The following is a 19,846-nucleotide window of genomic DNA, read 5'->3' as shown; positions in this document are numbered from 1 at the left end:
ATGTCAGATCCGGCTGCCCCAAACAACTCACCTGACAAGCGTCCCCATATTCCTGTTTTGCTACGGCCGCTTCTGGAGGCGGTCGCGCCTGTTTCCGGCGACTGGGCAGACGGGACGTTCGGTGCGGGCGGCTATACACGCGGATTGCTCGATGCCGGGGCCGATTGGGTCTGCGGGATCGACCGAGATCCGATGGTGTTCGAGATGGCCGCAAGCTGGGCGGGCGATTATGGCGACCGGCTGGCGTTGCGTGAAGGCACGTTTTCCGAGATGGACACGCTGGCTGGCAAGCTTCTCGATGGGGTTGTGCTGGATCTGGGTGTCAGCTCGATGCAGCTGGACCTGGCTGAGCGTGGCTTTTCCTTCATGAAAGATGGCCCGCTTGACATGCGGATGAGCCAATCTGGTCCTTCGGCCGCTGATCTGGTGAACGAAGCGGATGCTGATGCGCTGGCGGACATACTGTATCACTACGGTGAAGAACGTGCCTCGCGCCGGATTGCACGCGCGATTGTGAAGGCGCGGGCCGAGACACCGTTTGAGACGACCTTACAATTGGCCGAGGTGATCGAGAAGAACCTGCCGCGATCGAAGCCGGGTCAAAGTCACCCTGCGACGCGCAGTTTTCAGGCGATCCGCATCGCGGTGAATGATGAATTTGGTCAATTGATTGAGGGGCTTGAGGCAGCGGAGCGGGCGTTAAAGCCTGGTGGTAAACTCGCTGTCGTGACCTTCCATTCCATGGAAGACCGCGTGGTAAAGCGGTTCCTGCAGGCGCGTGCGTCCTCGGGCGGGGGCGGGTCGCGCTATGCACCGGAAGCTGCAGAAGAGACTCCGCGCTTCAAGCTGACCCCGCGCAAAGCCATCGGCCCGGACAAGGAAGAATTGCAAGAAAATCCGCGTGCCCGTTCGGCCCGTTTGAGGGTGGCCACCCGCACGGATGCCCCCGCTGGCCCTTCGGATCGCAAGAAGCTTGGGTTGCCGCCGCTGGTATTTAAGGACAGAGCGTAATGCGTAGTTTGCTGTATATCCTTTCCGCTCTTGCCGTGATGGGTCTGGCCTATTGGGCCTATTCGGAAAACTACAAAACGCAAGCCTCACTGGATCACGCGCAGGAATTGCAAAGCGAGATTGGACGCATGCAGGAGGAACTGGCCGTTCTGCGTGCCGAATGGGCCTATCTGAACCGTCCCGACCGTCTGCGGGATCTGGCGCAGCTGAACTATGACAAGCTGGAGCTGAACGTGCTGGAGCCGGGCCAATTCGGCCGCGTCGATCAGATCGCTTTTGCTGAAGATGATGGGCTACCCGAATTTACCGGCGCCGTCGAAGTAATGGGAGCGATCGAATAATGACCCGCGTCCCCCTTCGTCCGCTTGCCCGCATTCTTGAAGCGCGCGCCAAGGGTGAAAACCCCGATACCATCGAACGAGAAAACCTGCGCCAGCGGCATGACCAGATCCGCAATGAATCGCGTCTGCGCTCGGAAGGGCGGCTTTTGGTGCTTGCTGGGTTTTTCCTGTGTGCCTTTGCGATGGTCGGGGTGCGCATGGCAACCCTGTCCGCGTCTGAAGCGCAAGAGCCGCGCGCGCAAGCGCCGGGCGCGTCCATCGCAACCGCGCGCGCTGACATTTTGGACCGTCAGGGTCGAATTCTGGCGACCAATCTTGTGACCCACGCGCTTTATGCGCAGCCGCATCAGATGGTCGACCCGAAACGCGCCGCGACAGAGCTGGTGCGTATCTTCCCGGATCTGGAGCACGAGCGCCTGATCAAGGATTTCACCGGGTCGCGTAAGTTCCTGTGGATCAAGAAGAAAATTAGCCCTGAGCAGAAACAGGCCGTGTTCGACATTGGCGAGCCGGGCCTTCTGTTTGGCCCGCGCGAGATGCGCCTGTATCCGAACGGCAAGCTGGCAGCCCACGTGCTGGGCGGGGCAAGCTTTGGGCGCGAAGGCGTTTCTGCGGCTGAAGTGATTGGCGTTGCCGGTGTCGAAAAGCAATTCGACGAGTTCCTGCGCGATCCTGCCAATGGCGGCGCACCGCTTGAGCTGTCCATCGACCTGACCATTCAGGACGCGGTCGAACGTGTTCTCTATGGCGGCATGAAGATGATGAATGCCAAGGGTGCCGCAGCGATCTTGATGGATGTGCACACGGGCGAGGTGATCTCGGTCGCGTCGCTGCCGGATTTCGACCCGAACAACCGTCCACGTCCCTTGACCGTGGCGGACAAAGGGATGGATCAATCTGACAGCCCGCTCTTTAACCGCGCGGTGCAGGGCGTCTATGAACTTGGCTCGACCTTCAAGATTTTCACCGCCATTCAGGCGATGGATCTGGGGCTGGTGAACCCGAACACTGTGATCGACACGGGACAGCCGATGAAGATCTCGGGCTTCAGCATCGGCGAGTTTCGCAACAAGAATTATGGCGAGCTGTCAGTATCGGACATCATCGTCAAAAGCTCGAACCGCGGCACGGGCCGCATGGCGCTGCAGATCGGTCCAGAACGTCAGCAGGAGTTCCTGAAAACACTGGGCCTGCTCGATCGCACCCCGTTCGAGATTGTCGAGGCCTCGGGGTCGACCCCGCTTTTGCCACAAAAATGGGGCAAGCTCAGCGCGGTCACGATTTCCTATGGTCACGGTATTTCCAACACGCCGATGCACTTGGCGGCGTCCTATGCAGCGATTGCCAATGGTGGCTATGCGGTGACGCCTACCGTGTTGAAACAACATCATGTGGACCGCGGCCCGCGCGTGATGAGCGCGGAAAGTGCTACGGCAGCGCGCGATATGCTGCGCAAGGTTGTGACGGAAGGCACCGCCAGCTTTGGTGAGGTTCAGGGCTATCTGGTCGGCGGAAAGACCGGCACGGCGGACAAGCCTAAGCCGCGTGGCGGGTATTACGAAGACAAGGTGATCAACACCTTTGCCAGCATGTTCCCAGTCGACAATCCGAAATACGTGCTGATTGTGACGCTGGACGAACCGGTCGAGACCTCGGGCACCAAGCCGCGCCGCACTGCTGGCTGGACGGCGGTTCCGGTCGCGGCCACGATCATCGAACGTGTGGCGCCCCTTTTGGGCATGAAACCGCGCGAAACCCACGTTGAACCTTTGACCGCAACTGGGGTAACACTCACGTCGAACTAAAGCGGATGGCAAACAGATGGGTGCTGAGATGGTAACGAAATCCCTGGGTGAACTGGGGCTCAGCGCCCGGGCCGGGCGTGATGCGCAGGTGACGGGGCTGTCGGTGGACAGCCGTCTGGTCAAACCGGGCCATTTGTTTGCAGCTCTTCCGGGGGCCAAGATGCACGGTGGCGAGTTCATCCAATACGCGTTGCGCATGGGCGCAGCAGCCATCCTGACCGATCCCGAAGGTGCCAATATTGCCGAGGCCGAGCTGGCCGCGTCGGACGCCGCCCTTGTTGTGACCGAAGACCCGCGTATGGCGCTCGCCTATGCCGCCGCGCTTTGGTTCGGCACGCAGCCCGAGCATATGGTTGCAGCGACGGGGACGAACGGAAAGACCTCGGTTGCAAGCTTCACGCGCCAGATCTGGACCCTTCTGGGCATCAAGGCCGCCAATCTGGGTACAACCGGAGTGGAAGGCGCGTTCACCGCCCCTTTGTCGCACACCACGCCTGAACCCATCACATTGCACAAAACACTGGCCGACATGGCCGGTGCAGGCGTGACCCACGCCGCGATGGAGGCGTCCAGCCATGGCCTTGCGCAGCGCCGTCTGGACGGGGTGCGCCTGTCCGCCGCTGCCTTCACCAACTTCACGCAAGACCATTTGGATTATCACGAAACCTTCGACGAATACTTCGCGGCCAAAGCGGGTCTCTTCGCGCGTGTGCTGCCCGAAGATGGCACCGCCGTGATCAACATGGACGACCCGAAGGGCGCCGAGATGGCGACCATCGCCGAGGCACGTGGCCAGAAGCTGATCCGCGTGGGGCAAGCCGAGGGGTGTGAACTGCAACTCAAGGCGCGCCGCTATGACGCCACGGGGCAGGAGCTGATGTTTACCTGGTTGGGCAAGCCCTACACCGCGCGGCTGAACCTGATCGGCGGCTTTCAGGCAGAGAATGTCTTGGCTGCCGCAGGGCTGGCAATCGGCTGTGGCGCGGAACCGGAACATGTTTTCGAGACGTTCAAAGATCTGGAAACCGTGCGCGGTCGGATGCAACACGCCGCGACCCGTGAAAATGGGGCCGCCGTGTTTGTGGACTATGCGCACACGCCTGATGCGCTGAAAACCGCGCTGCGTGCTATGCGCCCGCATGTGTTGGGGCGTCTGGTGGTCGTATTTGGTGCTGGCGGTGACCGCGATACCTCGAAACGTATTCTGATGGGGCAGGCGGCGGCGGGGAACGCGGATGTGGTCTTTGTCACCGACGACAACCCACGCACCGAAGACCCAGCCCTGATCCGCGCTATGGTGATGGAAGGCTGCCCTGAGGCCGTTAATGTTGGCGACCGCGCCGAAGCCATCCTGCGCGGTGTCGACGCTCTTGGGCCGGGCGACACACTGTTGATTGCGGGCAAAGGGCACGAAACCGGCCAGACCGTTGGTAATGATGTGCTGCCCTTTGATGATGTGGAACAGGCCTCGGTCGCGGTGGCAGCTTTGGAAGGACGGTTGGCATGAGCCTTTGGACAGCGAAAGAGGCGGCAAAGGCCACAGGTGGCGACGCACGCGGCGATTGGACCGCGTCCGGTGTGTCCATAGACACCCGCACGATCGAGGCTGGCGATATGTTCGTGGCGCTGAAAGCAGCCCGTGATGGGCATGACTTCGTGGCGCAGGCGCTGGAAAAAGGTGCGGGAGCGGCTTTGGTCAGTCATATTCCGGACGGCGTGGCCGAGGATGCGCCGCTCTTGATCGTGGATGACGTTCTGTCCGCGCTCGAAGATCTGGGCCGCGCGGCCCGCGCGCGCGCTAAGGCACAGGTAGTCGCGGTGACTGGCTCGGTCGGTAAGACTTCGACCAAGGAGATGCTGCGCACCGTGTTGGAACGACAGGGCAAAACCCATGCAGCCGAGGCGAGCTATAACAACCATTGGGGTGTGCCCCTGACCTTGGCGCGGATGCCCGCCGATGCCGAATTCGCTGTGATCGAGATCGGCATGAGCAACCCCGGCGAGATCGAGCCCTTAGCCCGGATGGCGCGCCCGCACGTGGCGCTGGTGACCACCGTCGCCCCCGCGCATCTTGAGGCCTTCGACGATCTGGACGGCATTGCGCGCGAAAAAGGGTCCATCTTCAGAGGGTTGGAGCCGGATGGCATTGCCATCGTCAACGCCGATCTGGACAATACGCAGATCCTGCGCGACGCCGCCAAAGGGTTCGAAACCCAAAGCTTCAGTGCCCAACGCAGTGACGATCACCATTTGGTCCACGTCGTCCTCAGCCCCGATGCCACGATCTGCAAAGCCAACGTGGCCGGGCAGGAGCATTTGTTGAAAATTGCAAGTGTTGGGCGGCATTTTGCAATGAACGCGCTGGCGGTTCTGGTCGCCACCCGCGCGCTCGGCGGGGATGTTACCTTGGCCGCCCGCGACATCAGCCATTGGCTGCCCCCGTCTGGGCGCGGCACCCATGAGGATATTCTGTTGGACGCGCCTGAAGGGCTGACCCTGACGCTGATCGATGACGCGTTCAACGCCAACCCGACCTCGATGGCAGCCTCGCTTGAAGTTCTGGCGGCTGCCCAACCTGTCGATGGTGTCGGCGCGATCCACAAGGGGCGCCGGATGGCCATTCTGGGCGACATGCTGGAACTGGGACCGGACGAGGCTGCTCTGCATGCCCAGATCGCCGATCTGCCCTTCGTGGCCGAGATCGACGTGGTCCATTGCTCAGGCCTGCTGATGAAATCTCTGTGGGAGCGTCTGCCGGGCGGCAAGCAGGGGATCTATACCGAAACCGCCGATGAAATGGCCGCGCAGGTCCACACTCTGATCGACGCAGGCGATGTGGTGCTGGTCAAGGGATCGAAAGGGTCGCTGGTCTCCAAAGCTGTTGACGCGATCCGCAAAATGAGCCAATCGCAAGGCTAACAAGCAAGAGGGCCCACAATATGCTGTATTGGTTGACCGAGTTTTCGGATGGTGGCGATGTCTTCAACCTGTTTCGCTACATCACTTTCCGCTCGGGCGGGGCGTTCTTTACCGCGTTGATTTTCGGCTTCATGTTCGGCAAGCCGCTGATCAACATCTTGCGTCGCAAGCAGGGCAAAGGCCAGCCGATCCGCGAGGATGGCCCGGAAAGCCACAAGGAAAAACAGGGCACGCCGACCATGGGCGGGCTGTTGATCCTGTCGGCGCTTTTGGTTGCCACTCTGATGTGGGCGCGACTTGATAATCCCTATGTTTGGATTACGCTATTTGTGACCTATGGCTTTGGTTTGATTGGCTTTGCGGATGATTTCGCGAAGGTGTCAAAGAACAACACGGCAGGGGTCTCGGGCAAGGTCCGATTGGCGATCGGTCTGGCGATCGCCGCGATTGCGGGCTTCTGGGCGTCCAGCGTGCATCCCGAGGGGCTTCAGTATCAACTGGCCTTCCCGGTGTTCAAAGACACGCTTTTGAATATGGGCTTTTTCTTCATCCCCTTCGTGATGATCGTGATCGTCGGGTCTGCGAATGCGGTGAACCTGACGGACGGGCTGGACGGCTTGGCCATCATGCCGGTGATGATCGCAGCAGGGTCGCTGGGCGTGATCGCCTATGCTGTGGGCCGCGTCGACTTCACCGAATATCTGGACGTGCACTATGTGCCAGGTACGGGAGAGCTGTTCGTCTTCACCTCGGCCCTGATCGGAGGCGGCTTGGGCTTCCTGTGGTACAACGCACCGCCCGCCGCTGTGTTCATGGGCGACACCGGGTCACTGGCCCTTGGCGGGGCCTTGGGTGCCATTGCGGTTGCCACCAAGCACGAGATCGTACTGGCCATCGTGGGCGGGCTTTTCGTGGTCGAGGCGCTCTCGGTCATCATCCAAGTGCTGTACTACAAGAAGACCGGAAAACGCGTTTTCTTGATGGCCCCGATCCATCACCATTTCGAGCATAAAGGCTGGAAAGAGCCGCAGATCGTCATTCGCTTCTGGATCATCTCGCTGATCCTGGCGCTGATTGGTCTGGCGACGCTGAAGGTGCGCTAAGCGTCATCAAAGCTTTTGCAAACGCCCCGCCCATCCGGCGGGGCTTTTGTTTTTGGGCCAAACCCTTTAGCGATAAAACGGACGAATGCAGGAGGCACGTATGATCCCGGTGAAAGGTTTTGATGGTCGCAAGGTTGCGGTTCTGGGGCTTGGGCGCTCGGGGCTGGCCACGGCCCATGCGCTGGAAGCTGGCGGGGCCGAGGCGTTGTGCTGGGATGACGGACAAGAGGCCCGCGAACGTGCCGAGGGGCAGGGTCTGATCCTGCATGACCTGAACAAGGGCAACGCGTGGGAAGATGTCGCCGCCCTGATCGTCAGCCCGGGCATTCCGCATCTTTACCCCGAGCCCAACAAACTGATCGCACGCGCGATGGAGGCAGGTGTGCCGGTGGACAACGATATTGGCCTCTTCTTCCGCAGCTTTGCCGATCAGGAATGGGACAATTTCGACACTCTACCGCGCATTGTGGCGGTGACGGGATCGAACGGGAAGTCGACCACCTCGGCGCTGATCCACCACGTGCTGGAACATGCGGGCAAGCCCACCCAGCTGGCAGGCAATATCGGCCGTGGCGTGTTGGATATCGACCCCGCCCATGATGGCGAGGTCGTGGTGCTGGAGCTGTCGAGCTATCAGACCGATTTGGCCCGTTCCCTGACGCCCGATATCGCGGTCTTCACCAACCTGTCACCCGATCATCTGGATCGTCACGGCGGTATGGGCGGCTATTTCGCGGCCAAGCGCCGCCTGTTTGCCGAAGGTGGCCCTGATCGCGCCGTCATTGGCGTGGACGAGGCTGAAGGCGCCTATCTGGCGGGGCAACTGTCCGAAGGCGCTGTGGATGACCGCGTGATCCGTATCTCAGTTGAACGCAAGCTGACTGGGCCGGGCTGGCAGGTTTTCGCACGCAAAGGCTTCCTGTCCGAGTATCGCAAGGGCCGTCAGATCGCTTCGGTCGATCTGAGGGCCGTGAAGGGGCTGCCGGGCAGCCACAACCACCAAAACGCCTGTGCGGCTTACGCGGTATGCCGTTCCATCGGGCTGGCCCCGAAGGTGATCGAGGCCGCGTTCCACGCCTTCAAAGGTCTTCCCCACCGCTCGCAATTGGTAGGTGAGAAAGACGGTGTGGCGTTCGTGAATGACTCGAAAGCCACCAATGTGGACAGCGCCCGCGCAGCCCTTGGGGCCTTCGACAACATCCGCTGGATCGCCGGGGGGCTTGGCAAAGACGGCGGGATCGAAAGCCTATCGGATACGCTTGGCAATGTAACCAAAGCCTATCTGATCGGCCATTCGGCGCGCGAGTTCGCACTGCAACTGGGCGATGTCCCCTATGAAATCTGCGAAACGATGGAAAATGCCGTCGCGGCTGCCGCCAAGGACGCTCAATCCGGGGACACTGTGCTGCTGGCCCCCGCCGCTGCCAGCTTCGATCAGTATCCCGATTTCGAAAAGCGGGGAGAGGACTTCACCCGGTTGGTCCAGGACCGTCTTCAGGATATGTGAGCGATACCGGTATTCCGCGGTATGCGAAAGCTATCAAAAACCCCTTGTTTTTAAAGGGTTGCAATGTGTCACGTCTCTGTTACGACTTTGCGCGTAGGAGACACGCGCATGAAGACTTTGACCGACCACCCGGGCCGCTATGACCTTGCGAACGAGCTGCACGCCCGTCCATCGCCCGCGCTGAGTGCGCCGGGGACGGCGGTCTATCTGGCCATCAAGCGTCCAGAGAACGCGGCAAATCGTGATCGCGAGGCTGATCGCCAACATCTGGTCGCGCTTTTGGATCGGTTTGGTGCGCCGCATCCCAGTCCCGGCTCGAACCACTATTTCGGCGAGATCGGCCGCTATCATTTGAAGTGGGAACAGCATAACGAGTTCGTCAGCTACACGGTGTTCTCGGACGGGATTTCGTCACGCGCGTTTGACCCCGCAGCCTTTGATGTCTTCCCGGACGATTGGTTGGCTGACGCGCCGGGTGCTCGTATTACCTCGGCCCATATCCGGGTGCAACAAATGCCCGGTACCGAAAAGGAAATGGACAAGCTGGTACGCGAATGGTTCGTGTCGGAAAGCATTGCCTCGACTTGGGTGCTGGATCGGGCGGCCATGGTGGCGGCCGATTTTCGCATTGATCCCGCGGGCCATATGCGTCTGGTTGCGTTTATTGGCGAGGGTACCAGTAAACGGCGCATCGGACGAATTGTGCAGCGTTTGTGTGAGATCGAGACCTACAAGACCATGTCGATGCTGGGCTTTCCGGTCGCACAAGATATTCATCGAAAACTGCGGAATCTGGATGGAGAGCTGACACATCTGGTTGGGGCGATGACGCGGAGTGACGAGTCGCCAGACAATACGTTGCGTGAACTTCTGACCATCTCGTCCGAATTGGAAGAGCTGATGGCGTCGACCTCGTTCCGGTTGGGGGCAACGAGGGCGTACGAGGCCATCCTAAATCAACGCATAGATGTGCTTCGCGAAGAGCGGTTTCGCGGTCGTCAGACGCTGAGCGAGTTCATGATGCGTCGCTATGATCCCGCGATGCGGACCACGAAAAGCGCAGCGACGCAGCTTGAAAACATGTCCGCACGGGCTGCGCGGGCCGGCGAGCTGCTGCGCACTCGTGTCGACGTCGAGCGGGCCGAACAGAACCAGGCGCTGCTTGAAAGCATGGATGCGCGCGCCAAAATGCAGTTGCGCCTGCAGGAAACGGTTGAGGGGCTGTCCGTCGTCGCGATCAGCTATTACGCTGTGTCGCTGGCGGGCTACTTGTTCTATCCGTTGGCGGGCGCGCTGAACATGTCCAAGGGCACGCTGACGGCGTTGCTTACGCTGCCTGTGGTGCTTCTGGTGTGGCTGTCTGTGCGTCGAATTCGGAAGTCGCTCGGCCACTGACACGCGCGTCGACGCGGGCAGCCAGCCAAGCGCCGGCGATGATCGCCAGCAGCGCGATCACGGCGGATGTCGAAAGTGTTGCGACGCCCGACAGGCCCGCACCCACGGTGCACCCCCCGGCCAGTACGCCGCCCATGCCCATCAGAACACCGCCCGACAGATAGCGGCCCATCTGGCCTGCGCCGTCAAAGCCCTGCCATGCAAAGCGCCCGGCGATCAGGGCGGACAGGGCGGCGCCGAAGATGACGCCTCCGACCAATCCGGTGCCGAAGTTACCTCCGACAGCGCTGGCAGCAGCGGTCCAGAAAAGCGTGTCAGCCAAAGGAGCAGTGAAAGACAGGCTTTCCACCGCGATGGGGTCGAATTCGTCCATCAAGACCAATCCGGTTCCCAGCCAGCCCAGAGGCACGAGCGCCCCCAGCAAGGCCGCCGGTACCAAAACGCGCAACTTGGGACGAGCTTGCGCGATAAAAACGGCGGCCAGGGTAAGGGGCAGAAGAGCGCCCAGGGCTGGCAGGGAAGGGGCGGCGAACTCAACCGCCCCCAGGGAGTTTCTAAGCGGCGCAAACACGCCTTTGAGGGTTGCAAGAGCGGTCAGCGCCGCCACGCCAAGAACGACGATCGCGCGCAGGTTGCCCGAGGATCCAAGAACGACCAGTCGCGATAGGCAACCGCGCGTCAGCACCATACCAGCGCCGAACATCAGTCCGCCGATGACAAGCGAGAGGATCGGAAGGGTGGGAGCGTGATAACGATGGTCTGCGAAGCTGATCCAGCCGGCCCAGACGGCACCTTGCGTACCGATCACGGCGACGGCCAGTGCTGTCAGCCAGACGGCCAGTGCCTGACGGCCTTCAATGCCGGCCCCAATCACGCCGCGACGCAGACAGAAGCGCGTGATCTCGGCCAGGATGCCGAAAGTCGCACCAAGGCCCAGCCCGAACAGGATCGAGGCTGTGCGTGGGGCCAGGGTCTCAAAGCCGAAGGTTTCAAACATCTTCACGTCTCCGCATTTGGGAATATGTTCCATCTGGCGCGGGAGATTGCGTTAAGCAAGCTTAATGAGCGCATCTAGTAGGGGGTGAGATGGGAAGATGTTCTGATCGTTCGAGGTTCACGGAACGAATGACCAGTCGTGGAGCTTTTGGTGGTCAGGTGGACCGCTGCAGGTATGCGGGCGCTCGATCTGTTCTTATTTGTGTCCGATGCTGCCGCGCGGATCCAAGGCATCCCGCAGCCCGTCGCCAAGGTAATTGGCGCACAGAATCGTCAGCGTGATCATCAACCCGGGCCAGATTGCGCGGGCGGGGGTTAGCGTCAGATACTCGGTCCCGTCAAACAACAGCCGCCCCCATGTGGGATGGTCCGGGGGAAAGCCCAGCCCAAGGAAACTCAGCGCGCTTTCTGTGATAATCGCATTGGCCAGCCCCAGTGTGGCCGAGACGATGATCACCCCCATCACGTTGGGCAGGATGTGTCGCCGGATCAGACCCCAAGGGCGCAGACCTAAGGCGGTGGCGGCAGTGACGAACTCGCGTTTCTTCAAGGCCAGAACTTCGGCGCGCAGGATGCGGGCGGTTTGCATCCAGCTGGTCAGAGCAATCATCGCGACGATCAACAGGAAGATCCCGGCCTCGGCCCCAAATTGACTGCGCAGGCTGTCACGCCATAGCATAATCGTAACAAGCAGTAGGGGCAGGACGGGCAGGGCCAGAAACAAGTCGGTCAGGCGCATCAAGGGGGCGTCCAGCCAACGGATCATGCCCGCCAGAATTCCGACAGTAGCGCCGATCAGCACCGACAGAGCCATCGCGACCACGCCGACCAAGATCGTCACACGCCCGCCTTGCAGCACGGCAGCGAACAGGTCGCGGCCAAGGTGATCGGTGCCCATCGGGTGCAACAAGCTGGGTCCAAGGTTGCGGGCGGTGACGTTGATCTGTCCCGCTTCATGCGGCCACAGGAACGGACCGATCAGGACAGCAAGCAGGATCAGGACAAGCAAACCGCCCCCGAACACGGCGCCCTTGTGCCGTAGAAATCGCCACCAGAATCCTTTGGGTGGAGCGCTGAGGACCGATAGATCAGTCATAGCTGATCCTCGGGTCCAACAGGCCATAGGCGATGTCGGCCAGAAGGTTGAACAACACGATCAGCACGGCGAACAGAAAGGTCAGGGTTTGCACCACAGGCAGATCGCCACTTTGGATTGAGGAAATCAGAAGCTCTCCGATCCCGTTGATCTTGAAAATCTGCTCGGTGATGATGGCGCCTGCCAGCACCTGCGGGACGCCCAAGGCGATCACGGTCACGACTGGCAGAAGCGAGTTGCGCGCCACATGGGCCAGCACCACGCGGGGCTCGGAGGCGCCTTTCGCGCGGGCGGTGCGGACGTAATCATGGTGCAGGTTTTCCAGCATTGATGCGCGCATGAAGCGGCTGATCTGGGCGGCGTTATAGAGCGCAAGGATCGTGACCGGCATGATCATTTGGCGCAGTTGGTCCATTAGGCTGTCCCACCCGGTGACGGTCAGCGTCGTGTCATAGACCGATGGAAACCAGTTTAGTTTCACCGCGAAAATCACGATCACCACGACGCCCAGAAAGAAGGACGGCACGGAATAGCCGATCATCGAGATGAAGCTGCCCAGATGGTCGAACCAGCCGTGCTGGCGATAGGCGGAATAGATTCCAACGGGCAGGGCGATCAGGATGCCCAGCAGATAGGACAGGCCGACCACCCACAGGGTTTGGGGGAGGCGTTCGGCAATCAGTTCGACCACTGGCGCGCGCGAGGCCCAGCTAAGAACGCGCAGACGGTCAGGGTCTCCGAAACTGAGGCCGGTCAGATCGGTCAGCCAGTTCAGCGGTTCATGGATAAAGAACTGTTTGCACCACAGCAGATAGCGGGCCACCAGCGGATCCCCCATGCCCAACGCCTCGCGCAGTTGGGCGCGGGTCTCGGCGGGGATCGACATGGGCAGATTTGCGGTGGGGTCGTTCGGGGCCATATCCATCAGAAGGAAGATGGCGAAGCTGATGAAGATCAGCACGGGAACCGAGAAAGCAAGCCTGCGCAAACAATAGGTTAACATGGGCGGTCGACGGCCTTTGGTTCCGGGGCGCGGCCAGAAATTAGCCGCGCCGCCAGTCTAGCGGTCTTACTTGGCGCGGGTCCAGTCCGCGATGTTCCAAAGTTCGCTGTCCCAGACATTCATCCGCACACCTTCCAGCGAATTGGCATGGGCCGAGACCTCGCCGCGGTGCACCAGCGGGATCAGCGCGCCCGCCTGCATCAGCATGTCGTTCAGCTGTTTTGAGATCGCGATCCGCTCGGCGATATCCACCGTATTACCGAGCTTTGCCAGCAGGGTGTCATAGTCCGGGTCGCAGTAACGCGGGACGTTCATGCCGGACCAGCCGTTTTCGGGCGTCGGGATCGACGCGCAGGCCCAGTTGTTCAGGTAAGGTTCAGGGTCGTTGCCGGGGAAGAAGTTGGTGAACATTTCCAGATCGGCATAGAATTTCTGATAGGTATCTGGGCTGGACTGATCGCCGCCGAAAAAGACCGCAGGCGCAATGGCGCGCAGCTCGGTCGCGACGCCGATTTCAGCCCACCAGGCTTTCAGTAGGTCCTGTGTGGTCTGGCGTACCGGATTGACCGAGGTCTGATAGAGCATCGTCATCGACACGCCATCCTTGTCGCGGATGCCGTCGCCGTCGCTGTCCGTCCAGCCAGCCTCGTCCAGCAGGGCACGCGCGGCATCCAGATCTTGCGTCAGGCAGGCGTCATTCGCGCCCGAGGCATAGATGGCAGGGGCGGCAAGCACGTCACAGGTGGGGCGTCCGGCGTCTCCGTACGCGATGTCGATCAAGGTGCTGCGGTCGATTGCCAAGGATAGGGCTTTCGTCACGCGCGGGTCTGCAAGGAAGGGGTGCGCGCCGCCGTTTCGGGTCGAGCGCGCGTCGCCCAGATCGGCTGCCGAATTGGTCAGGTTGACCTGAAGGCGTTCTACGGCGGTTCCAAACGAGGACACGACTTGCCCATTTCCTGCGGTTTTCATCTGACCCAGCACTTGCGGGTCCAGTTGCAGGTTCCACGCATAGTCAAACTCGCTGGTTTCCAGCACGGCGCGAGCCGCGCCCGAGGCATCGCCGCCGCCTTTGATGGTCACCTTGGCAAAGCCCGGCTTGTCCGCGTCGCGGTAATTGGGGTTGATGTCATAGGTCACCACATCACCGGGTTTGAAATCGCTGATCTGATAGGGACCAGTTCCAATCGGGGCGAGGTTCTGGGCCGAGCAGTTCAACGCATTTGCCCCCATGCAGTCCGCGAACTGGGCAGCTTGCAGAACAGGAACTTCAAGGCCCACGAACGGCGCATAGGGGTAGGGTTTGGGTTTCGAAAAGCTGATCTTCACTGTCAGTGGGTCCAGAGCTTGCACCCCAACAACATCGGTGAACTTGGCAGTCATCTGACAGCCGCTCTCGGCCTCCATGCAGTAGTTCGCCGTAAAGACGACGTCATCTGCGGTGAAGTCACTGCCATCGGACCACGTGATCCCGGGCTTCAGAATCCAAGTAATCGACTGCAGATCGGGGGCAATGCCACCATTCTCCAATGTGGGGATCGACTGGGCCAGCCACGGGACCATTTTGCCGGTTTCATCATGGCGGGCCAGTGGCTCCAGCACCAGCGACGCGGGTTCGGAATCTTTAGGGCCAGAGGCAAGGTAGGGGTTTAGGAGTGTCGGGGCTTGCCAGTAGATCAGGCTCAGGTCCCCTTGCGAACCGCGCTCGGCGTGGGCGGCAGAGGCCAAAGCGGTGACGCTGAGAGTGGCCAAGGTGATGTGTTTAAAAGCAGCAGGCATTTTGGTCGGTTCCCTAGGTGTTTCTGCAAACCACCCCCGCTAATAAACCGGGAAATGGCGGTGCAAGTTCGATCGTTCGTGGCAGAAAACAAACTCAAATACCCGTGTCGCGCGCCGCCAAACCTGTGCGCAATATGACACTGTATTACAAGCGAGTTGCAAGGGGGAGCCGACGGGTTTTGGTGAAATCCCAGTGTTGTTGCATTTCTAATTCTGATGGAATTCAAAGACAAATCACGAGCAGCCAGAACCACTTCTTCATCGTGAACTATCCGTCAGAGAGACCTTGAGCCTTAGAAGGTTTCTGGGCATTGTCGTCCGCAAGGCCTGTGTGCTGCATTACCCCACAAAGAAAAGGATGATCCTGTGCCGATCCGAAATCGTTTTGCCGAACTTCACAAGGACATCACTGCGTGGCGTCAGGATTTTCATCAACACCCCGAGCTTCTGTTCGACACCCATCGGACCGCCGGGATTGTGGCTGAGAAACTGCGTGACTTTGGCTGTGATGAGGTTGTCGAAGGCATCGGGCGTACAGGTGTCGTTGGAGTGATCCGCGGGCGAAAAACGGATTCGGGTAAAGTTGTTGGTCTACGCGCAGACATGGACGCGCTGCCGATACATGAAGAAACCGGGTTGGACTATGCGTCCACCACGCCGGGCAAGATGCATGCCTGTGGCCATGATGGGCACACTGCGATGCTTTTGGGGGCTGCGCAGTATTTGGCTGAAACACGCAATTTCGATGGAACGTGCGTGGTGATCTTCCAGCCTGCCGAAGAGGGTGGAGGCGGTGGTCGCGTCATGTGCGAAGACGGGCTGATGGACCGCTTCGGCGTGCAAGAGGTCTATGGTATGCACAACTGGCCCGGTCAGCCCTTGGGGGCATTTGCGATCCGGCCCGGCCCGTTTTTTGCTGCGGCTGACCTGCTGGACATTCAGTTGATCGGACGCGGCGGGCACGCGGCCAAACCCCATGACACGATTGACCCGGTGGTGATGGCCGCGCAGGCCGTGACCGCGCTGCAAACGATTGCCTCGCGCAATGCCGATCCGACGTTACAGGTGGTCGTCTCGATCACTTCGGTCGAGACGTCCTCGACCACGTTCAACGTGATCCCGCAATCGGTGCAGCTGAAAGGCACCGTGCGCACCCTGTCGCCCGAGATCCGCGATCTGGCCGAGACCCGCATTTCCGAGATATGCAGTGGGATTGCTGCGACTTTTGGCGGCGAGGCCAAGGTTCGGTATGAACGGAACTATCCGGTGATGGTGAATCACGGCGACGAGACCGAGTTCGCCGCTGAGGCCGCGCGCAAGGTGTCGGGGGAGTGCTCCGAGGCCCCTTACGTCATGGGCGGTGAGGATTTTGCCTTCATGCTGGAAGAGCGCCCCGGCGCCTATATTCTTATGGGAAATGGGGACACCGCGATGGTTCACCACCCGGAGTACAACTTCAATGATGAAGCGATCCCACAGGGTTGTTCGTGGTGGGCAGAGATGGCAGAAAGCCGGATGCCAATCGGCTGAGATGATGTTGGGGAGGAGGGGCTTTGCCCCTCGGCCCAATTGGGCCTCACCCCAGGATATTTAATGCAAGAAAATTAGGGGGTTACCCGCCCGTATGGTTCATGTGCCGGATCGTCTGGCCGCGGATTTCCTGACGACTATAGTCGAAATCATGCCCCTTGGGTTTGCGCCCAATGGCAGCGTGGATGGCATCAATCAGCACCGTGTCGCTTTCCGAAGATCGCAGTGGTGCGCGCAGATCCGACATGCCGTCGTGGCCGAGGCACGTATACAGCTGGCCGGTGCAACTCATCCGTACGCGGTTGCAGCTTTCGCAGAAATTATGTGTCATTGGCGTGATGAAGCCGATTTTCTGACCGGTTTCATTGACGCGCACATAACGTGCGGGTCCGCCGGTGTTATCGTCCAAATCGGTCAGGGACAGCCGTGTTTCAAGGTGCTGGCGCAGCTCGGTCAGAGGCCAGTATTGGTCCAGCCGGTTTTCCTCGCCCATATCGCCCATCGGCATGACCTCAATAAAGGTCAAGTCTATGTCTTTCTGGGCGCACCACTCGGCGAGGGCAAAGACCTCGTCATCATTGAAGCCTTTCAGCGCCACGGCGTTGATCTTGACGCGCAGCCCGGCGTTTTGAGCAGACTCGATCCCGCGCAGAACTTGCGGCAGGCGGCCCCAGCGTGTGATCTTGGCGAACTTGTCTTCGTCCAGCGTGTCGAGCGAGACGTTCACCCGCCGCACGCCAGCCTTGAACAGATCGTCGGCGAAGCGATGCAATTGCGATCCATTGGTGGTCAGCGTCAGCTCGTCCAGCGCGCCGCTGTCCAGATGCCGTCCCATCGCGTCGAAGAAACCCATGATGCCCTTACGGACCAGAGGCTCTCCGCCGGTGATGCGCAGCTTGCGCACGCCAAGTCCAATGAAGGCTGTGCACAGACGATCGAGTTCTTCGAGCGTCAGAAGATCTTTCTTGGGCAGAAAGGTCATGTTTTCGGACATGCAATAGGTGCAGCGGAAATCACACCTGTCTGTCACGGACAGGCGCAGATAGGTCACCGGGCGGTGAAACGGGTCGACAAGCTTGGGCGTTTCCATAGGGCGAACCTAAGCGTGGGCGAAGCTGTGCGCAAGTCACGGCCGCGTCATTTCAACCGTTGAATGCGTCTGCGAATTGCGCCAGTTTGCCTGTATGAAACAGGTTATTCTTATCTCCGCCACCTGTCTGGCCGTCACGGGATGTGCCGGTGTAGACGTGAACACTCTTTGGCCGACGCCGCCGCATCTGCGTCAGGCTCCGGCTGGTCCGGTCGTTAACCCGGATGCGCCACCTGCGGATGCGACCACGGTGGACGAGTTCAACACGGCCAGCGCGGGCGACAATATGGCTGCGTTGTCATCGACTCCGACGCCAGCGGGTGCGCTGGGGACGACGGTTGCCAATCTGGGCGATCCGACTGTTCCGGGTTTCTGGCTTGAAACGCCGCTTGTGGCCACCGAGACCGAGGGGCGTGTGCAGTCCAAAGCAACCGGGCGCACGGTGAAGGTAACGCTGAAACCCACCACTACCGGGGGAAGCCGGATTTCGATCTCGGCCCTGCAACTGTTGGACTTGGATTTGTCCGGTCTGCATGAGCTGGTGGTCTTCGGGTCGTGACGTCGATATCTGACGCGGCGTGGCTGGCTCATGGCCGCGCCCGCAAGCTTGTCGCGCCTTGGGGGCGGTGGCGGGACATGCAGGACGGGTTCTCATGGGATATTCCCAAACACTTCAACATCGCTGAACGCTGCTGTGATAGCTGGGCCGCGCTGGATCAGGGCCGGATCGCGCTGACCCATGTGCGGCAGGATGGCGGCGCCGAGGATTGGAGCTTTGGGCGCCTGAAAGAGGCCTCGGACCGGTTTGCGACGGTATTGCGCGATGCGGGGCTTGGCGAAGGCGACCGGATTGCGGTTCTGCTGGGGCAGGGGCCTGAGGTTCTGATCACTCATTTCGCGGCCTATAAGCTGGGCGCAGTGGTGTTGCCGCTGTTTACGCTCTTTGGCGCGGATGCCTTAGCGTATCGTCTGTCAGATAGCGGCGCCAAGCTGGTGGTCACAGATCCCGACAACATGGCGAAACTGTCCGAAATCCGCGCCGATCTGCCGACACTTCAGGCGGTGTTCACGGTGAATCCCTGCGACGGGGCCACGGATATGTGGCGCGCACTGGACGCTGCCGATCCGCTAACCGATCCCGTCGAAACGTTGGCCGAAGATCCGGCGGTGATGATCTATACCTCGGGCACGACTGGGCCGCCCAAAGGCGTGTTGCACGCCCATCGGTTCCTGTTGGGCCATTTGCCCTGCGTCGAGACCTTTAACGAGGACTTCCCACAAGCGGGCGATAAAGGCTGGACCCCGGCCGACTGGGCGTGGATTGGCGGCTTGATGGATCTGGCGCTGCCATTCCTTTATTTCGGCGTACCCATTGTAAGCCACCGTATGCGCAAATTTGAGGCCGAGGTCGCCTATCGCCTGTTGGCCGACCACAAGCTGCGCAACCTGTTCATGCCGCCGACAGCGCTGAAGCTGCTGCGGCAATCGGATGCAACACCTGATGGCGTGAATATTCGGTCTATTGGATCGGGTGGCGAAAGCCTTGGGGCAGGGCTGCTCGATTGGGCGGATCAAGCCCTGGGCGTGAAGATCAACGAGTTTTACGGCCAGACCGAATGCAATCTGGTTCTGTCCTCGGTCGCTGGCGCGATGGACGTGAAGCCGGGCAGTATGGGGCAGGCCATTCCCGGGCACGACGTGACGCTGCTGGCAGAAGACGGAACACCTGTTGAGCCGGGCGAAATGGGCGAGATCTGTGTGAAAGCGCCGGACCCTGTGATGTTCCTGCGCTATTGGAACCTGCCCGAGAAGACACGCGACAAGTTTCACGATGTGGGCGGGGTCAAATGGCTGCGCACTGGAGATTTGGCGACGCGCGACGCTGCGGGCTATTTTACCTTTGCCAGCCGCGATGACGACGTGATCACCTCGGCCGGGTATCGCATCGGGCCGAGCGAGATCGAGAACTGCCTAATGACTCATCCCGACGTGACAATGGCGGCGGTGATCGGTGTGCCGGACCCGCTGAGAACCGAAGCCGTGAAGGCTGTGGTGGTTTTGCGCGACGGCTGCGCGCCCCAAGAGATGGAAAAGGCGCTGATCCAACTGGTCCGCGACCGGATCAGCCCCCATGTGGCGCCTCGGTCTATCGACTTCGTGGATCAGCTGCCCATGACGGCTACTGGCAAGATTATGCGGCGTGAGCTCAGGAGGTAGAAGGGGGCACTGCCCCCGTCTGGCCTTCGAGTGAAATGCTAATCACTGTCGGGAATT

16 protein-coding genes are annotated in these 19,846 nt (G+C 60.5%); 11 read left to right on the top strand and 5 right to left on the bottom strand.

Annotated features, from left to right (window positions below):
* The 8 genes from rsmH to G0Q00_RS04200 all read left to right on the top strand — a co-directional run bounded on the left by rsmH (position 1) and on the right by G0Q00_RS04200 (position 10,081).
* Positions 1-1,011, top strand: coding sequence for a 16S rRNA (cytosine(1402)-N(4))-methyltransferase RsmH (gene rsmH, locus G0Q00_RS04235; RefSeq protein WP_163036688.1), 1,011 nt, complete (start codon positions 1-3; stop codon positions 1,009-1,011).
* Positions 1,011-1,352, top strand: coding sequence for a cell division protein FtsL (locus tag G0Q00_RS04230; protein ID WP_163036686.1), 342 nt, complete (start codon positions 1,011-1,013; stop codon positions 1,350-1,352). The genes rsmH and G0Q00_RS04230 overlap by 1 nt, the downstream gene beginning before the upstream one ends.
* Complete coding sequence (locus G0Q00_RS04225; protein WP_163036684.1) at positions 1,352-3,157, top strand: penicillin-binding protein 2; 1,806 nt, start codon at positions 1,352-1,354, stop codon at positions 3,155-3,157. The genes G0Q00_RS04230 and G0Q00_RS04225 overlap by 1 nt, the downstream gene beginning before the upstream one ends.
* 28 nt (positions 3,158-3,185) lie before the next feature.
* Positions 3,186-4,664 (top strand): UDP-N-acetylmuramoyl-L-alanyl-D-glutamate--2,6-diaminopimelate ligase, encoded by a 1,479-nt coding sequence (locus tag G0Q00_RS04220; protein ID WP_163036682.1) that lies wholly within the window; start codon positions 3,186-3,188, stop codon positions 4,662-4,664.
* Positions 4,661-6,076 carry a UDP-N-acetylmuramoyl-tripeptide--D-alanyl-D-alanine ligase gene (gene murF, locus G0Q00_RS04215; RefSeq protein WP_163036680.1) on the top strand — a complete coding sequence of 472 codons (1,416 nt, stop codon included), beginning with the start codon at positions 4,661-4,663 and terminating at the stop codon, positions 6,074-6,076. Before G0Q00_RS04220 ends, murF begins: the two co-directional genes overlap by 4 nt.
* A gap of 20 nt (positions 6,077-6,096) precedes the next feature.
* Positions 6,097-7,179 (top strand): phospho-N-acetylmuramoyl-pentapeptide-transferase, encoded by a 1,083-nt coding sequence (gene mraY / locus G0Q00_RS04210; RefSeq protein ID WP_163036678.1) that lies wholly within the window; start codon positions 6,097-6,099, stop codon positions 7,177-7,179.
* Positions 7,180-7,279: 100 nt separating this feature from the next.
* Entirely contained in the window at positions 7,280-8,686 is a 1,407-nt protein-coding gene (gene murD, locus G0Q00_RS04205; RefSeq protein ID WP_163038294.1) for a UDP-N-acetylmuramoyl-L-alanine--D-glutamate ligase, read from the top strand.
* 108 nt (positions 8,687-8,794) lie between these two features.
* Positions 8,795-10,081: a DUF3422 family protein gene (locus G0Q00_RS04200; protein WP_163036676.1), complete on the top strand. Its 1,287-nt coding sequence runs from the start codon at positions 8,795-8,797 to the stop codon at positions 10,079-10,081.
* Here the strand turns inward: G0Q00_RS04200 and G0Q00_RS04195 are convergent.
* The 4 genes from G0Q00_RS04195 to G0Q00_RS04180 all read right to left on the bottom strand — a co-directional run bounded on the left by G0Q00_RS04195 (position 10,014) and on the right by G0Q00_RS04180 (position 14,952).
* Complete coding sequence (locus G0Q00_RS04195; RefSeq protein WP_163036674.1) at positions 10,014-11,078, bottom strand: YeeE/YedE family protein; 1,065 nt, start codon at positions 11,076-11,078, stop codon at positions 10,014-10,016. The two genes, G0Q00_RS04200 and G0Q00_RS04195, sit on opposite strands and share 68 nt — an antisense overlap.
* Before the next feature lie 195 nt (positions 11,079-11,273).
* Positions 11,274-12,173: an ABC transporter permease gene (locus G0Q00_RS04190; protein ID WP_163036672.1), complete on the bottom strand. Its 900-nt coding sequence runs from the start codon at positions 12,171-12,173 to the stop codon at positions 11,274-11,276.
* On the bottom strand, positions 12,166-13,176 hold the full coding sequence (locus G0Q00_RS04185) for an ABC transporter permease (RefSeq protein ID WP_163036670.1): 1,011 nt from the start codon (positions 13,174-13,176) through the stop codon (positions 12,166-12,168). Before G0Q00_RS04185 ends, G0Q00_RS04190 begins: the two co-directional genes overlap by 8 nt.
* Positions 13,177-13,242: 66 nt before the next feature.
* Positions 13,243-14,952, bottom strand: coding sequence for a peptide ABC transporter substrate-binding protein (locus G0Q00_RS04180; RefSeq protein WP_163036668.1), 1,710 nt, complete (start codon positions 14,950-14,952; stop codon positions 13,243-13,245).
* A 366-nt stretch (positions 14,953-15,318) separates the two neighbouring features.
* Between G0Q00_RS04180 and G0Q00_RS04175 the strand changes: the two genes are divergently transcribed.
* A complete protein-coding gene (locus G0Q00_RS04175; protein WP_163036666.1) occupies positions 15,319-16,482 on the top strand; it encodes a M20 aminoacylase family protein in 1,164 nt (387 codons plus the stop codon).
* Positions 16,483-16,564: 82 nt separating this feature from the next.
* On the opposite strand, the gene moaA is transcribed toward G0Q00_RS04175, so the two are convergent.
* Positions 16,565-17,572 carry a GTP 3',8-cyclase MoaA gene (gene moaA / locus G0Q00_RS04170; protein ID WP_163036664.1) on the bottom strand — a complete coding sequence of 336 codons (1,008 nt, stop codon included), beginning with the start codon at positions 17,570-17,572 and terminating at the stop codon, positions 16,565-16,567.
* Between the two features lie 94 nt (positions 17,573-17,666).
* Between moaA and G0Q00_RS04165 the strand changes: the two genes are divergently transcribed.
* Positions 17,667-18,131, top strand: coding sequence for a D-galactarate dehydratase (locus G0Q00_RS04165; RefSeq protein WP_163036662.1), 465 nt, complete (start codon positions 17,667-17,669; stop codon positions 18,129-18,131).
* Positions 18,128-19,789 carry an AMP-binding protein gene (locus tag G0Q00_RS04160; RefSeq protein ID WP_370458531.1) on the top strand — a complete coding sequence of 554 codons (1,662 nt, stop codon included), beginning with the start codon at positions 18,128-18,130 and terminating at the stop codon, positions 19,787-19,789. Before G0Q00_RS04165 ends, G0Q00_RS04160 begins: the two co-directional genes overlap by 4 nt.
* The last annotated feature ends 57 nt before the right edge of the window (positions 19,790-19,846 follow it).

Origin of the sequence: Aliiroseovarius sp. PrR006 (assembly GCF_010500215.1) — a bacterium.
GTDB lineage: Bacteria > Pseudomonadota > Alphaproteobacteria > Rhodobacterales > Rhodobacteraceae > Aliiroseovarius.
This window is presented reverse-complemented; position numbering and strand designations above follow the sequence as displayed.

What these genes read in the sequence shown, in the direction of transcription:
- G0Q00_RS04185 (WP_163036670.1), bottom strand. Translation starts at nt 13,176, where the DNA reads ATGTTAACCTATTGTTTGCGCAGGCTTGCTTTCTCGGTTCCCGTGCTG.
- G0Q00_RS04190 (WP_163036672.1), bottom strand. Translation starts at nt 12,173, where the DNA reads ATGACTGATCTATCGGTCCTCAGCGCTCCACCCAAAGGATTCTGGTGG.
- mraY (WP_163036678.1), top strand. Translation starts at nt 6,097, where the DNA reads ATGCTGTATTGGTTGACCGAGTTTTCGGATGGTGGCGATGTCTTCAAC.
- G0Q00_RS04195 (WP_163036674.1), bottom strand. Translation starts at nt 11,078, where the DNA reads ATGTTTGAAACCTTCGGCTTTGAGACCCTGGCCCCACGCACAGCCTCG.
- G0Q00_RS04220 (WP_163036682.1), top strand. Translation starts at nt 3,186, where the DNA reads ATGGTAACGAAATCCCTGGGTGAACTGGGGCTCAGCGCCCGGGCCGGG.
- G0Q00_RS04180 (WP_163036668.1), bottom strand. Translation starts at nt 14,952, where the DNA reads ATGCCTGCTGCTTTTAAACACATCACCTTGGCCACTCTCAGCGTCACC.
- rsmH (WP_163036688.1), top strand. Translation starts at nt 1, where the DNA reads ATGTCAGATCCGGCTGCCCCAAACAACTCACCTGACAAGCGTCCCCAT.
- G0Q00_RS04225 (WP_163036684.1), top strand. Translation starts at nt 1,352, where the DNA reads ATGACCCGCGTCCCCCTTCGTCCGCTTGCCCGCATTCTTGAAGCGCGC.
- G0Q00_RS04230 (WP_163036686.1), top strand. Translation starts at nt 1,011, where the DNA reads ATGCGTAGTTTGCTGTATATCCTTTCCGCTCTTGCCGTGATGGGTCTG.
- G0Q00_RS04165 (WP_163036662.1), top strand. Translation starts at nt 17,667, where the DNA reads ATGAAACAGGTTATTCTTATCTCCGCCACCTGTCTGGCCGTCACGGGA.
- moaA (WP_163036664.1), bottom strand. Translation starts at nt 17,572, where the DNA reads ATGGAAACGCCCAAGCTTGTCGACCCGTTTCACCGCCCGGTGACCTAT.
- murD (WP_163038294.1), top strand. Translation starts at nt 7,280, where the DNA reads ATGATCCCGGTGAAAGGTTTTGATGGTCGCAAGGTTGCGGTTCTGGGG.
- G0Q00_RS04200 (WP_163036676.1), top strand. Translation starts at nt 8,795, where the DNA reads ATGAAGACTTTGACCGACCACCCGGGCCGCTATGACCTTGCGAACGAG.
- murF (WP_163036680.1), top strand. Translation starts at nt 4,661, where the DNA reads ATGAGCCTTTGGACAGCGAAAGAGGCGGCAAAGGCCACAGGTGGCGAC.